We start from the raw sequence: 14,785 nt of genomic DNA on the forward strand, positions 1-14,785 counted from the left end.
CATTATGTTTAAAAATTGCTTTGCGGGTAAGCGCGTTCTAATTACAGGTGCTACTGGCTTTAAGGGAAGTTGGCTAACGCTATGGTTACAGGCATTAGGCGCGGAAGTAACTGGGTATTCTTTGGAGCCAGACACCACGCCTTCTCATTGGAGCTTGCTTGAACTGCAAGCTGACCATGTAAATGCAGATGTAAGAGATGAAAAAATGTTAAGTAGCGTGATAGAGAGAATATCACCGCACCTCATATTTCATTTAGCCGCACAGCCCCTTGTCAGAGCCTCCTATAATGAACCTGTACAGACGTGGGCCACGAATGTAATGGGAACAGTTAACTTACTTAATGCATCACGCGGTTTGAGTAGTTTGCTTGGTATTGTGGTAATTACTACCGATAAAGTTTATGACAATCCAGAAAATGGCGCGCCATTTAATGAAAATGAGCCGTTAGGGGCGTGCGACCCATACAGTTCATCGAAAGCGGCGTGTGAATTGGTCGTAGAAAGCTTTCGCAAAAGCTTTTTCAATGATGGTGCTCCAATTGTTGCCAGCTGTAGGGCAGGTAACGTGATTGGGGGTGGGGATTGGGCCAAAGACCGATTAATTCCTGACATCGTTAAATCAACAATAAACGGTTCTCCTCTTGATATTCGATATCCAAAGGCGGTAAGACCTTGGCAACATGTGCTTGACTCACTCTCTGGATATTTGTGTTTGGCACAAAAGATGGTTGAAGATGATAGAAGCGTGCAAGGCGCGTGGAACTTCGGACCGCGGCTTCAAGATAATTACAGCGTTGAAGATATTTTGACCACCATGAAATCGTTTTGGCCCGAATTGACATGGAATATACAGCAGGGTAAACCTTTGCACGAAGCAACATTGCTTAGATTGAACTGTGAAAAAGCACAATCACAACTCTATTGGCAGCCTGTTTGGGATTTCAGTGATACAGCTCGATATACCGCACTGTGGTATCAAAACTATTATGCTAATGGCCATGTCTCTTCTAAAGAGCAATTGAAGCAATATCAGCAAGATGCGCACAGAAAAGGAGTTGTTTGGGCGTGCAGTTAAAATGCGATGAAAAGCCAATCAAGGGTGTAGTAGAGATTCTAAGCCCAAGGCTCGGTGATGCGCGAGGTAGTTTTAGTCGCTGGTTTTGTGCCGAACAACTTTGTCCACACATTGAAAATCTCTCATTTCGACAAATGAATCATTCTGAGAACTTTTTAAAAGGAACCGTCAGGGGCTTGCATTATCAACTAGGGCCACAAAGAGAATATAAAATCGTGCGTTGTATTAGAGGGATAGTTTCTGATGTCGTGGTTGATTTGCGCAAAACATCAGATACATTCTTACAGCATACAACAGTAGTACTATGCGCTGCTAAAAACAACGCGTTAATTATCCCTCCTGGGTGCGCACACGGTTTTCAGGTTCTTGAGCACGACTCTCAACTCCTTTATCTTCATACTGCAGATTATTTACCTAATTATGAAGGTGGAGTTCATCCAAACGATCCTAAGTTAAACATTCAATGGCCGCTGCCGATAACAGAAATATCTGTCAGAGATAACGGGCTGCCTAAATTGCCGGGATATTTTAAGGGTTTGTCATTGTGAAGTGTCGCCACTGTAACCATTCACTATCGCTTCCATTTGTCGACTTAGGCTCAATGCCGCCGTCAAATGCGTATCTTAGCTGTGAATCCGACTTCGAGATGGAAGTATCATTTCCACTGAATATTCTAGTTTGCGACAAGTGTTGGCTGGTTCAGACAGAAGATTTTACGCGGGCAGATGAACTTTTCACTGACGATTATGCCTACCTTTCCTCCACGTCATCTACATGGGTAGAGCATGCAAGGCTTTTTGTTGATGAACTTGTGGAAAGCCAAAATCTAAATGCTGAAAGTTTTGTGGTTGAGCTTGCCGCTAACGATGGCTATCTTCTTCAGCATGTTGTAAGAAAAGGCATTCCTTGCTTGGGTATTGAACCTACTTCTGTAGCGGCAGAGATAGCAAGAAGCAAAGGCGTTGATATACAAGAGTGCTTTTTTGGATTAGAACAAGCTTGTCGTTTATTGAATGACTATCCAAAAGCGAATGTCATCATTGGAAATAATGTACTTGCCCATGTGCCTGATATTAACGATTTTGTCAGTGGTATTGCCACTATGCTCGCTAAGACTGGGGTCGTGAGTTTAGAGTTTCCACACTTGTTGAACCTTATCAAATACAAGCAATTTGACACTATATATCATGAGCACTTTTCTTATCTCTCTCTTACCGCTGTCAGTAATATTTTAGCATCAGCGGGATTAGAGGTTTTCAATGTAGAGAAGTTATCGACGCATGGAGGTAGCTTGAGAGTATGGGCTCAGCATAGTGGCCAAATTAAAAAAGTGAACCACAATGTCTTCAACGTTCTTGAAGAAGAGCAACATTTCGGTATGGGTCTTCATAGTACCTATCAGAATTTTGCGCATTCAGTGGATGCAATTTCACAAGACTTGAAAGCGTTCCTGAAGAAAGCAAAAGCAAGTCATAAAACGATTGTTGCATATGGTGCAGCGGCTAAGGGAAATACGCTGCTTAATTACGCGGGCGTTGATGTGTCAGATATTCCGGTAGTTTTTGACGCTGCTGATTCAAAGCAGGGAAAGTTTATGCCAGCAAGTCACATTCCTATTCTCCCACCTAGTGGACTCAAAGAGTATTCTCCAGATTATGTGTTGATTCTACCGTGGAACATCGCTCATGAAATCAAAGATGTGGTTAAACCACTAGTGCCTAAAACATGCAAATTTATAACCGCAATACCTGAATTGAGAGTTATATGAAAGTATTGGTCACAGGTGCGAGTGGCTTTATTGGTGGTGCGGTTATAAAAAAGCTTACTCAACAACGTATTCCGTTCGTAGCCATTGGCCGTTCTTGCCCAGAAACCGTTGCTGAGGAAAACTTTATTTCGATTGATTTGTCGAGCCAAACCATAGCAAGCTTAACCAAGGTGCTAAAAAGTGTAGAGTGCACACACCTGCTTCATTTGGCGTGGTTTGTAAAGCCTAATCAATTCTGGGAAGCGCCAGAGAACATGGATTGGGTGGCTTATTCACTAACATTGTTCAGAGCATTCCATGCAGCAGGTGGAAATATCATTGTAAGTACGGGAAGCTGTGCCGAATATGGAAACTCAAAAGAAGTATTGAGTGAAGCTCATAATGAAGGCACTCCCAACACTTTATATGGAACTGCGAAGCTTTCATTAAATAATATTGCAGGCGTATGGGCTAAAAAACATGATGTTGGCTTTCGATGGGCAAGAATTTTTTTTGCTTATGGGCCAGGTATGCCAAGTGCCAAACTTATACCCTCTCTAATGCGCTGTTTAGAAGGCTCTGAACCTGTATTTTCGGTAAATGCATTAGATAAACGCGATTTCATTTTTATTGATGATATAGCGCAAGCCATGCTGTGCTTATTGACCACGAGGAATAATGGCACATTTAATGTGTGTAATGAAATAGGACACTCTGTTGTAGATATTTTAAATATGTTACAAGGGGTTACTGGTTTTGATGCATCTGAAATTAAAGCTATAGCTAACGAAAATACTCTGAATTTGCCGATTGTCGGCCGTAATGGTCTTCTTAAGGAAATAGGTTGGCAACCTAAATACGATTTAGCCTCTGGGCTAAAGAGAATGGTTACTGCACATAAATCACCTGCAGCAGGAATATAAAATGAAAATCACGATCGATACAGAAGAAAAGACACTAAGTACACAAGATGGTGATGCAACCAAAACGTTGCCGCTTTATTCGAAAGAAGCATTTGAGACGCTCTCGAAATATTGGGTAAAAGTAGGGTGGAACCAAAAGTATGTCTATACCTTTAGTTGGTTTGGTCGTCCTGTAATTCAACTTCCAGAAGACATGATACGAATGCAGGAAGTTATTTATCAGCTTCAGCCTGATGTAATTGTAGAAACAGGTGTAGCACACGGTGGTTCGTTAGTGTTTTACGCAAGTTTAATGCAGGCTTTAGATAAAGGACGTGTAATTGGGATAGATATTGAAATTCGTCCTCATAACAGGGCGGCAATAGAAGCCCATTCTCTATTTCATCGAATAGAGCTTGTTGAAGGTAGCTCTACCGACGAAAAGGTAGTGGCAGACATTAAGAGCATGGTTAAAGAGGATGAGACTGTACTGGTCATACTTGATTCTAACCATACCTATCAACACGTACTCAGCGAGCTTGAAGCCTATGCTGAACTTGTTTCTGTTGGTTCTTACATTGTTGCTACAGATGGCATAATGCAGGATTTAAGTGACGTGCCAAGAGGAGGAGCAAACTGGGATACAGATAATCCAACTCGCGCAGCGGCGGATTTCGTGAAAAGAGATGACCGCTTTGAAATCGTTCAGCCTGAATGGCCGTTTAATGAAAGTGAGCTTGCTGATAATATAACGCACTGGCCAGGAGCGTGGATCAAACGTGTTAAGTAATGTCAATGCCTAAAAACGGCAGTTCACTCCCTTATTATTGTGCGAGATTAAGGGAGTGCAATAAGACGGCTTTGTCTTTAATCAGTCTTACATCGTCAGAGCAACATCTTCGTTATGTTTAGGCACGCCAGCAGTCAATCGCCAGGCTTGATGCTATCTAAGAACGCTTTTATTTTTTTTGATGACTCGTAGCAGGCTTTATCTTCAACACTATCTACTTCCAACCAACCACCGCTATGAAGAGATGCAGTAACATCATGACCATTATCTATTAGCGATTGAATAAAATCAGTCATATATAAATTTTGAGACTTTGATGCTGGCATTTGGTCAAATGCAGTAAGCCACTCATTTTGAAATGCTGCAGATACCTTTAACAAACCTATATATTGAGCCTGCGCATCTTCATCAGTTGTAATGCTTTGACCTAAAGAAACAATTTTATGACTATCTTTCTCCATGACGAAGGATTCAGCATCACTGAAAGGGTCTTCCATCCTAAGCTTCCATAAGGAAAGCCAATCTAAGTCTGCCGAAACAACCAGTGAGCCTTGTGTATCTAAAATACGATTAAGGGTATCTTGGTTATATACAATGTCGCCGTAACAAACTAATAGATCTTCTTTGCCGTCAAAGAGTACACGTGCTCGCATTAATGAATAAACCATATTGCTGTTTGCGTACTGTTCGTTGTAAAAGCAAGGTAATTGATATTGCTCGAATGCATCGGGAAGATAACCTGTCACTAAGCTAATATTATTGATGCCCCGCTTTCTTAATGAAGAAAGTTGATAATCAAGCAAAGGAGTGCCGTTTACAGGAACCAGTGCTTTTGGAAGTGCGTTTGTGTAGGGGCGAAGGCGACTGCCGAGCCCAGCTACCAGAATGACTGCTTTCATTGGCTAAAAAACTCTTTTATAAATTTGATGTCATGCTCACAGAATTCTTCTTCTCTTTCTGGGTGCCACATAATGCCGACGACAGGGGCGTTCGGGTGTGATATCGCTTTGATCACCCCATCTTGAGATTGCGCGTCTATTCTTAATAAAGTGTTGTTATTACGTGTACCTAGCTCGTGATAACTATTCACAGTGCGTAAAATACCTTTGTGCTTAATTTGCTGCTTTTGAGCAATATGTCCGGTTATTGGCGTTAGTGCTTGTCCGTATTTATCTTGAATAACTTGCATACCACGACACACACCTAACACAGGTTTTTGCGCTGTAATGAATATGTCTAAAAGACGTTTTTCAGTAGCATCTCTCAGCGGTGCGTCTCCTCCATACGTTACCAAGGAGTTGCCGCCAGTGAGAAGAAGTCCAGACGGTGATATTGTCTTATATAGTGCTTCTGCTGCTTGCACATTATTGGGAATCAGAATTGGAAGTAGTCCGCAGTGCATGAGTAACAATACCCACTTCTGATCTAAGCTGTCTCGCGTTTCATTTCGATCTTGTAGAATATCTACACGCTGAGTAACAAAAATGGTGTTCATGAAATGATATGAACCTTTTGACATTGGCAGTCAATTTTTAGCATTTCTGCATTTTTCCATTTCTTAAACCACCACTCTCCTGCACCTATAACCGCAGGTACATTGAGTTCTTGTGCTCGAATAGCCATATGTGAATTTAGTCCGCCAAACTGTGTAACTAACCCTGCTATTTCATAAGAAAACAACCAGTCGAATCCGGGGTCAGCAGCCTCAATAAAAACAATTTTTCCTGCTACCGAATTTGGATCAATATTGGTACAAACCGGAGCCGTGATGCAGCCAGAAGTAACGAAGTTGGGTTCTTCGGCAAGCACTTGATAAAACTGGGCATCAGAAGGGCGTCGAATCAGTGCCGGCAATTTTATCTTCTGGCACATCTCATAATACTCCTTGCCGAGAGTAATTGTGCTAGCTAATGTTGCCGTAGCGCTGTGACTCGTTGACTGTAATCGCAAAATTTCTTTGATGTCCGCGAATGCTAAGTCGTCACGGCTAAAGCCCACCTGACTGCCTAGCTGCTCAATAAGTACCAGTGTTTGACTTAAACTTCGAGAGAAAACAAATTTTCCGTATTCACGCGCTTCAATAGCGTTTTTTATAAAGTTGAACAATGTAACGGCGTCGCAAGAGAGGTTGCTACGTGATAGCGCCTCATTAATGTTATTTAGCTGTTCTAATGACAATGCGAACTTATTTAATTTGTCACTGAAACCTTTGGTTGTCGAAAAATAACTGCCAGGCTCTTCGTCATAACGTTTAGAGGTAATGTCATATGTTCCAGGTCGTAAATGCCCGTATTTTTTAATGAGTAAGTCACGCTGCATTGTTTTGCTATCATCGAGCAATGCAGAACTAACGGTTTTTACGCTGTGTAAGAAGCTATCGTAATCGCATTGGGTTATTAATTTGCTTTCGCACATTGACTTTAGGAGCTGAATGGCAATAAAACCGGCTCTTGCAAGTCCCGCAAATGGAAGTGTGCCATAGTTTTTGCAGTCTTCTATTAGCCAATATATTTTGTCTATTTTATTCAAGTCAGACTGAATTATTTGATCCTGCCTTTTTTCAAGTTCATCTATTTTCTCTATATCTTGATGAAAAACACTGTTTTTATCGGTAATCACATTATCGGTAAGTACAATTAGTGCGTGTTGTATTTCATTACATTCAGACTGACTAAATCCGCACTGCTTAAGTTCATCAAGCTGGCCTTTTAGTCCGAAATTGAAACAGGATAAAACAATGCTGAACTCGACTTTGTCGTGGAGGTGCGGTGACGCTTTTAGTGTATTAAGGTAATGATTAACGAGCTTTTCAGCCAATGGTTCTGCCAAGGTGTTAGGGATAAAAGAGTTAAAACTAGCTCTAATATCAACGAAAGGCGTACCGCCTAACACTAAAAGAAGAGGATGGTTATACACGTTTCTGTAACCATAGTTAAACCGCTGTTGCGCCCATACGCGGTCTGTAACTAATTCCTTATAGAGAGAAAGAGCGAGTGGTTTGGGTTTTACGCCAATAATTTCTGCAGGGTTCCAATCTGGCATAACGCCAAATAGCGTTTGCTCGCCACAAAGGTACGGGTGGCGGGTAGACATACGTTTAAGCTTTTTCTCAATACAGGAAAGCTCTAGCTCGTATTGTTTTGTATTACTTTTTGATTCTTGGCTTTCTTGTTTTAGCGCTAACAAAAGAGGCCGTACCTGTAATAGAAAAACCTTATTCTTCTTGATGGCAAATTCGATATCCAGAGGGCATGTACCAAACAGCGTGTGTAGTTCTTCAAATAGTGCTATCACTTGAACTAGCCATTTTTCCTCAGGTTTTGCATCGTGCCTTATGAACCAATTCTGTATCGTTGAATCTGCGCCTGATGTAACCGATTGTGTATCACCGGTAGTATCAGCACTAATAACATAGTAGTTTCCATTACTATTCGGTTCTCTATTAAAGGCAACACCAACAAAGTCAGGTGTATCAAGCATTGGCTGAATAAATACTTGATCGTCATTTTGTGCATCGCCATAAGATGCGAACACTTTGCTTATTGCGTGACTTAAAGCTTCAGTTGTGTTTTTAACATGTAGTAACGAAGTGTATTTACCAGCTTGACTACTACAGTCGGTGTCTTCATTCAAACAACTAGAACGAACAATTAGTTCTGCGCCTAATTGCTTAGCTGCATGAATATGTTTATCACCACCGCGTTTCCACTCTGCAAACGTAAAAAAATTAAGTGGGAGTACTGATGCGCTTTTTAGCCTGCCATACAAACTATTTAGCACTTCTGCCTTAGAGGAAGCTAACGAAAGCTCGCTACGTGAAAGCGTAACTATATTGTCAGAGTAACTCATAAACATTGCTCGCTGAATGCATCAAATATGTGTCTTGCGACACTATCTGCGGTAGTAATATCGCCTTCATTAACGATAGTGAGGTCAGGAGACGTAGGAAGCTCAACGTTCAGATCCAATCCTGGCATTTTTGCGTTTTTTCCTTGATTGTGTGACGCATAAAGTTTTTTTGGATCGCGCTTACGCCTTACATCTTGGCTCGTTTTTAAATACACTTCGAAATATCCGGCATTATGCAGCCTATTCCATTGCCTTACTTCTTCGAACATACTAATAGTTGGTACAATAACCAAGTGGCCTTGAGAAGCGAAAAGCGATGCAAGACGAGCATAAATATAAGAACCACGCAGCCTGCTAGCTTCGTCAAATTGCCAATGTGGATCTTGAATAGCAGCCCTAACTTGATCGCCATCAAGGACCACAGGAGTGAGGTTTCGCGCTTTGAATAATGTAATAAGTTTTTCTGCTAACGTCGACTTGCCTGCGCCAGAAAGACCTGTCAGCCAAATTACTTGGCCTTTTGCTGTATTACTCATTTATGAATAATCCTTTTGGGCTGAGAGGGTCGAAACGGTTGGTTACTTTGTTTATTGTCATCATTCTTAAAAGTGGGTGCATGACATAACAAGCTCGAGGGCTAGGCGTTTTGCTTTTGTGCTTACTGCTGGTTTTTTTAATATCGGATATGTTGGGCCAAGACTGCCAAACACGTTTTAGTGTTTGTGCTCTAATCCACGGGTCGATGACATAATCCATATAAGTTGCGTTGAGGATCTCATTTGGTAGGTTGATATGGAAATGTTGGCAGAAGATAGGCTCGCCGGCGTCAATTTCTTCGGTTAAAAAAAATGCTGTTGCTGCCAAAGTATTGTCGCATAACAGTGAGTAATAGAAGCAAGTGCTTCCCCTAACTTCCGGTAATTGACCTGGGTGTATATGTAAAAAGCGGATGCCAGCTTTAAAAAAATGCGGTTTTACAATACCTCCACCACTAAAAATCCACGTTTTGATCCCTGTTTCTCTTATGAGCGCTAAAACGATATCGTCGTTGATATCACTGGCGTTGATTGAATACAACGGAATGCTTGCATGTTTCGACAATGTCTCTTCATCGTTTTTCATTGAAATGTAAGACTGAGAAATACCTTTTAGTGTCGTTAACGATTTATTCAGGTGTGGGTTACTCAGTTTTAAAATACATGATGGAAATTTATTTAGCTCAGAAAACACGTCCATGTAAGCTAGAGCTCTAGCTCCAGGCATTGAAATAAAACCAATGTCAGTATTACTGCTCATTAGACAGTGCCTCTAGAATATTCAACAAGTCGCCAAGTACTCTTTTCAGTGGCGCCTTATTTCTAATGTGTACAATAGGAAAAGAGAGTAAGTAATCAGTAAGTCTTACTGCGCTATTGAGCGAATTTAAGTCTTGGTTTTTCTCGCATTCACTGTTCAGTACTTCAAGTAAAAAAGTACCAACGACTATAGCTTGGTCAGCAGTAAGGTTTTTCATAAGCGGCTCTCCTTTTACCGCTAAGTCGCTACGAAGTACGAATCGCTTTTCTAGCCTTCGGATAGCTTGTTCACTCAAGACCCACTGCATTTGTTGAGCACTCAAGTATTGTTCCAGTGCGGCTCTGATGGAATAATCATCGCCTTCAATTTTCTGCATCACACTTTTTATTTTAGCTTGATATGCAACCAATGAGTCTTCGATTGAGACCGAAGGTATGTCTTGCTCGTGTCTATTTGAAGTTTGAAGTGTCATATTACTCGTTATTCGCGCATAGTCAGCGCCATTCCAAATGCTCTAAGTCTTGTATCGGCAAAACTATAGTAACCCTTAACGAAATGGTTTCTATAGTTTTATTACAATGAGCCGATACAACTCTTTTCGATTAGAGTTTATGTGTTTACTATGTGTTTATGAAGCGACAAGTAAGGCTTTATTTACTGTCTATAGCTTTAGTTTGTCTATCAGGAACATAAATTTTTACTCCCCAGTAGTTTGACATGTAGAACACAAATTTGACGTACTCCGTCTTGTTACTGCTAATTTAGAGGTCATACAAATGATAAATGTCGCTTTTTGTATCGATGATAATTTTGCGCCTTATTTAGCGGTGAGCCTTGCCAGCCTTATTAAAAATACCGACTCGTGTGTATCCCTTAATATTGTCGGCAATTTATCTTCGGAGGTAAAACGATGTCTAAGAATGCTAGAAAGTGAAAAGGTAACGATCAATTTTATTGCTTACAAGGCAAACATAACGGAAGGCAAACTTAGTGAACGTTACCAAGGGCGCTTAAATGGCATTACTTTCATTCGTTATGCACTTGCTGAAATATTGCCACAGTTAGATAGGGTCGTTTATCTGGATGCTGATATTCTCTTCACAGGTGACATAAAGACACTTTGGGATGAGTCACTTGACGGCAAAACGGTTGGTGTTGTCGAGGATCATTCCTTAACGTCTCAAAACAGGCCGGAAAAAATAGCGCTTTCCTCAAAAAGTTATTTTAATGCTGGCGTAATGCTTATAGATCTAGCGAAGTGGCGAGAAAATGATACGTTTCAACATCTGACGTCTGTTCATAGTTCAAGAGAGCAATGGGAATACAATGACCAGGATGTTTTAAATAAGGTGCTTGATGAACAGGCTCACTATTTAGACGCAAAGTTTAACGCGCAAACTTACACAATAATGCATTCAGATGTTACTTCGCCCGTGGTGGTACATTTTACTGGTCAAGAAAAACCATGGCATCTTTCTTCAGCACACCCTTACACAGAGCAATATAGGAGATTTTTTGAAGATATACCTTTCGAGAACAATACGTTGTCATTGTTTCTTGATAGTGAAGACCATGCCATCCTCGAAAAACTAAAAGAAACATTTACTACCAGTGGTCAAATTGCCATTTGGGGAGCTGGGGCGCGTGGAAGACGAATTATTAAAGCGCTAGAACAAAAGCTTCCCCACATTGTTATTAAACAAGTTGTTGATACGTACTTAACTGGAAAGTGCTTTTCCTTTTCCATTGTTTCTCCAGAAAATTTGATGACTGAACAGGTCGAAGCAGTAGTTGTTGCAACGCTTCCTCACAAACAAGACATTACGAACTCATTACGCCATAAAGCGTTAACTGTTATATAGGGATTTATATGTTTTATCTTTTTCCATTCGGTGATGTTCCAAAAAGCGAGGGTGTTATAATCTACGGTGCTGGTGATATCGGTCAGTTATTCATACAGCAATTAGAAGTAACGAGGTTCTTTGGCACTATTTACGTTACGGACAAAAAAATAACGTCTGCAAAGCAAGAGGGAGCAATTAAATTTGTTCGAGAAGACGCATTGCTTCGGCTACCAGCGTACCCAATTATTGTAGCGTCTTTAAAATTTGCCGATGAGATAGAGCTTCACTTAAAAAAACTGGGCGTCAACGCAAACAGAGTTGTTAAACTTAATGCTAACCATGTAATGGAAGAGGGGCAATATGAGCCCCATACTTTCGATTGGAACGAGTATTATAAAGATGCAGAAGGGCATAATGAGGTGCAGTTTCAGACCTATCTTGAGCCCTTGATGCAAAAATATAATTTCAATTTATCCCAAGTAATGGATTTTGCTTGCGGTAAAGGCCGAATTGCTGACTTGTTAAGCGGTAACTGTGAGTCACTTATTTGTGTAGACACAAGTCAAGAAGCAATCAGCCATTGTGCCTCAAGGTTTGACGAGAAAGAAAATGTGGAATGCCGCGTAAGTAAGCCTGAAAAAATCCCGGCAGATAGTGGCAGCGTGAGTTTTATTTACAGCTGGGATGCGATGGTGCATTTCGATTACAAGAGCGTTGATTATATATTAAGTGAGTTTTCCCGCATCCTATCTATCGGTGGTTACGCTGTGCTACACCATTCAAACGCTAGAGAACACGAAGATTTCAAAGCAGACAAAAATTGGAGAAAAAATCCTCATTGTCGTAGCGAGTTCAACGCAGAAGACATGCGTCATATTTGTAGAAAAAGTGGCTTTATTGTTGAAGAGCAGCAGATTATGGATTGGGGGATAAAAGCGTTAGATTGTATTTCGGTAATAAGGAAATGCTAGTATGTTTGCTGCCATCAATACGGCCCACACAGTCTGACATGAAACAAGACTGAACACCGGATTTTAAATTAGCGCTTTATCTCTTCAGCAAGTATGTTCACAACAAATTCAACCTGTTCAAATGTTAACTCCGGAAAAAGCGGTAATGTCACCGCTTGCTGATAGTAAGTCTCCGCATTTGGAAAGTCGCCAAGTTTAAAGCCTAAGTTCTTGTAATAGGGCTGCATATGAATAGGAATATAATGCACGTGCGCAAAAATACCTTGTTCACGTAAATTCGTCACAAGGTCGGCATGCTGTTTATCAGTAAGCGAATCTATGCGAACCACATAAAGATGATAGCTGGAATAGCCATCAGCGTTTTGCTTCAACGGTGTTATGGTTTCACATCCGCTAAATAATCTATCGTAGTGTGCTGCTAGTGCGTTTCTTTTTTCCAGAAATACTTCAAGTTTATCCAGCTGGCTTAGTCCTAGCGCGGCCTCTACATCCGTCATACGATAATTAAAGCCTAACGAAATTTGTTGGTAGTACCAAGGTCCATGACTTTCTTCTGTCATCATTTCTGGATTGTTTGTTATGCCATGGCTGCGCAGCATGCGCATTTTCTCTGCCCATTCACTATTATTTGTGAGGGCCATACCGCCTTCCATAGTGGTAATTAACTTCACTGGGTGAAAGCTAAAAACGCAAATGTCAGCATACTGCCCGCTGCCTATGAACGCGCCTTTATATTTAGCACCAATGGCGTGTGATGCATCTTCGATAACATAAAAGCCAAACTGCTTTGCCAATACGTGGAGGCTCTCCATATCGCATGGCTGTCCAGCAAAGTGAACCGGAATAACCACCTTAGGCAGTGTATTGATGTTTTGGGCATGCTCAAGCTTCTGCTTTAACGCTTTCATACACATATTGCCTGTTTGCAGGTCAATATCTACAAAGTCAACCGAAGCACCGCAATACAATGCGCAATTAGAAGATGCTACGAATGAATTAGGTGACGTCCAAACAAGGTCATCCTCGCCAACACCTAACGCTAAACAGGCAATATGAAGTGCCGAAGTTGCGCTATTCACGGCAACGCCAAATTCGGCGCCACAGTAATCAGCAAGAGCTGCTTCAAATTTAGGAACTGCAGGGCCTTGTGTTAACCAGTTTGATGTTAAGGTTTCGACAACGGCTTTTACATCTTCTTCATCAAGATGCTGTCGCCCATAAGGAATCACTATTGTGCTTCCTCATTGAACTTCTGTATCTCCTCAATACTCAGGAAATGTTCGTTTGTGTCTGAAACGTACTCGAAACCCGACTCTACAAGCTTTCCCTGTTCGCTAAGTGCATTGCTAGTAAAATTGTTGCTTCGGTGGAAAAACTTGATAGCTGGGGCAATAACAAAGTGGTCATCGAACTCAAAAGTATGCAGCGACATGTCGCCAGGGCACATCATTTCATGAAGTTTTTCACCTGGACGAATGCCTACATATTTTATTGGAATATCCGGTGCCATTGCAGTCGCGAGGTCAGTAATTCGAATAGATGGGATTTTAGGTACGAAAATCTCGCCACCCAACATGCGCTCAAAGTTTTTAAGTACAAAGTCGACGCCCTGCTGAAGAGTAATCCAAAAACGGGTCATGTCTTTGTGCGTAACAGGAATATGATCGCTGTTTTCCGCTATCAACTTATTGAAAAAAGGCACCACAGAGCCACGAGAACCCACTACATTGCCGTAACGCACTACGGAAAATCGAGATGCACCGGCTCCCACAATATTATTGGCTGCAACGAACAATTTATCTGAAGCTAATTTAGTAGCACCGTATAAGTTAACCGGGTTGGCGGCTTTATCTGTAGACAACGCAATAACTTTTTCAACGTTATTATCAATGGCAGCGTTAATTACATTTTCGGCACCATCGATATTCGTACGAATACATTCGGTAGGGTTGTACTCAGCGGCAGGGACTTGTTTCATAGCTGCTGCATGTATAACAAAGTCAACACCTTGCATGGCGCGATTAAGACGTTCTCTGTCACGAACATCGCCAATAAAATATCGCATGCAAGGCGCGTGAAATTTTTGCTGCATTTCGAACTGTTTGAGTTCGTCGCGTGAGTAAATTATTAAGCGCTTTGGTTTGTATCTCGCTAACAGAGTCTCAGTGTACTTATGGCCAAATGAACCCGTTCCACCTGTTATGAGAATCGATTTTCCATCGAACATAGCTTGCCCGCTGTTTTTATGGTTATGAACACAATATATCATGTGTCGGCATTTTTGCCATAAAGCTTTAGAATCTATGCGCTT

Annotated in this window: 15 protein-coding genes; 7 read left to right on the plus strand and 8 right to left on the minus strand. The window is 41.2% G+C overall.

What is annotated here, in order from left to right; genetic code table 11:
- Positions 1-4 precede the first annotated feature (4 nt).
- From rfbG to GVO62_RS11785, 5 genes are read left to right on the plus strand one after another with little or no spacing between them, the layout of a single operon-like run.
- Entirely contained in the window at positions 5-1,075 is a 1,071-nt protein-coding gene (gene rfbG, locus GVO62_RS11765) for a CDP-glucose 4,6-dehydratase (protein ID WP_159119414.1), read from the plus strand.
- Positions 1,066-1,623 (plus strand): dTDP-4-dehydrorhamnose 3,5-epimerase family protein, encoded by a 558-nt coding sequence (locus GVO62_RS11770; protein ID WP_159119490.1) that lies wholly within the window; start codon positions 1,066-1,068, stop codon positions 1,621-1,623. The genes rfbG and GVO62_RS11770 overlap by 10 nt, the downstream gene beginning before the upstream one ends.
- Positions 1,620-2,843: a class I SAM-dependent methyltransferase gene (locus GVO62_RS11775; RefSeq protein ID WP_159119415.1), complete on the plus strand. Its 1,224-nt coding sequence runs from the start codon at positions 1,620-1,622 to the stop codon at positions 2,841-2,843. The genes GVO62_RS11770 and GVO62_RS11775 overlap by 4 nt, the downstream gene beginning before the upstream one ends.
- Positions 2,840-3,745, plus strand: coding sequence for an NAD-dependent epimerase/dehydratase family protein (locus GVO62_RS11780; RefSeq protein WP_159119416.1), 906 nt, complete (start codon positions 2,840-2,842; stop codon positions 3,743-3,745). Before GVO62_RS11775 ends, GVO62_RS11780 begins: the two co-directional genes overlap by 4 nt.
- A gap of 1 nt (position 3,746) precedes the next feature.
- Positions 3,747-4,514 carry a cephalosporin hydroxylase family protein gene (locus GVO62_RS11785; RefSeq protein WP_159119417.1) on the plus strand — a complete coding sequence of 256 codons (768 nt, stop codon included), beginning with the start codon at positions 3,747-3,749 and terminating at the stop codon, positions 4,512-4,514.
- Between the two features lie 134 nt (positions 4,515-4,648).
- On the opposite strand, the gene GVO62_RS11790 is transcribed toward GVO62_RS11785, so the two are convergent.
- The 6 genes from GVO62_RS11790 to GVO62_RS11815 are packed head-to-tail and all read right to left on the minus strand — an operon-like array spanning position 4,649 to position 10,131.
- Positions 4,649-5,413 carry a phosphocholine cytidylyltransferase family protein gene (locus tag GVO62_RS11790; protein ID WP_159119418.1) on the minus strand — a complete coding sequence of 255 codons (765 nt, stop codon included), beginning with the start codon at positions 5,411-5,413 and terminating at the stop codon, positions 4,649-4,651.
- A complete protein-coding gene (locus GVO62_RS11795; protein ID WP_159119419.1) occupies positions 5,410-6,009 on the minus strand; it encodes a gamma-glutamyl-gamma-aminobutyrate hydrolase family protein in 600 nt (199 codons plus the stop codon). Before GVO62_RS11795 ends, GVO62_RS11790 begins: the two co-directional genes overlap by 4 nt.
- A complete protein-coding gene (locus GVO62_RS11800) occupies positions 6,006-8,363 on the minus strand; it encodes a PEP-utilizing enzyme (protein WP_159119420.1) in 2,358 nt (785 codons plus the stop codon). The genes GVO62_RS11795 and GVO62_RS11800 overlap by 4 nt, the downstream gene beginning before the upstream one ends.
- Entirely contained in the window at positions 8,360-8,899 is a 540-nt protein-coding gene (locus GVO62_RS11805) for an adenylyl-sulfate kinase (RefSeq protein WP_159119421.1), read from the minus strand. The genes GVO62_RS11800 and GVO62_RS11805 overlap by 4 nt, the downstream gene beginning before the upstream one ends.
- Positions 8,892-9,659, minus strand: coding sequence for a hypothetical protein (locus GVO62_RS11810; RefSeq protein WP_159119422.1), 768 nt, complete (start codon positions 9,657-9,659; stop codon positions 8,892-8,894). The genes GVO62_RS11805 and GVO62_RS11810 overlap by 8 nt, the downstream gene beginning before the upstream one ends.
- Positions 9,649-10,131 (minus strand): hypothetical protein, encoded by a 483-nt coding sequence (locus tag GVO62_RS11815; RefSeq protein WP_159119423.1) that lies wholly within the window; start codon positions 10,129-10,131, stop codon positions 9,649-9,651. Before GVO62_RS11815 ends, GVO62_RS11810 begins: the two co-directional genes overlap by 11 nt.
- A 304-nt stretch (positions 10,132-10,435) precedes the next feature.
- On the opposite strand from GVO62_RS11815, the gene GVO62_RS11820 reads away from it, so the two are divergent.
- Both GVO62_RS11820 and GVO62_RS11825 read left to right on the plus strand, forming a co-directional pair.
- A complete protein-coding gene (locus GVO62_RS11820; RefSeq protein ID WP_159119424.1) occupies positions 10,436-11,521 on the plus strand; it encodes a glycosyltransferase family 8 protein in 1,086 nt (361 codons plus the stop codon).
- Between the two features lie 8 nt (positions 11,522-11,529).
- Positions 11,530-12,474, plus strand: coding sequence for a class I SAM-dependent methyltransferase (locus GVO62_RS11825; RefSeq protein ID WP_159119425.1), 945 nt, complete (start codon positions 11,530-11,532; stop codon positions 12,472-12,474).
- Positions 12,475-12,542: 68 nt separating this feature from the next.
- On the opposite strand, the gene pseC is transcribed toward GVO62_RS11825, so the two are convergent.
- Positions 12,543-13,703, minus strand: a complete 1,161-nt coding sequence (pseC, locus tag GVO62_RS11830) for a UDP-4-amino-4,6-dideoxy-N-acetyl-beta-L-altrosamine transaminase (protein ID WP_159119426.1) — start codon at positions 13,701-13,703, stop codon at positions 12,543-12,545.
- The gene (pseB, locus tag GVO62_RS11835; RefSeq protein WP_159119427.1) at positions 13,703-14,701 is read right to left on the minus strand and encodes a UDP-N-acetylglucosamine 4,6-dehydratase (inverting); all 999 of its coding nucleotides are present in this window, start codon (positions 14,699-14,701) and stop codon (positions 13,703-13,705) included. The genes pseC and pseB overlap by 1 nt, the downstream gene beginning before the upstream one ends.
- Between the last annotated feature and the right edge of the window lie 84 nt (positions 14,702-14,785).

Source organism: Alteromonas sp. KUL150, from assembly GCF_009811475.1.
Classification (GTDB): domain Bacteria; phylum Pseudomonadota; class Gammaproteobacteria; order Enterobacterales; family Alteromonadaceae; genus Alteromonas; species Alteromonas gracilis.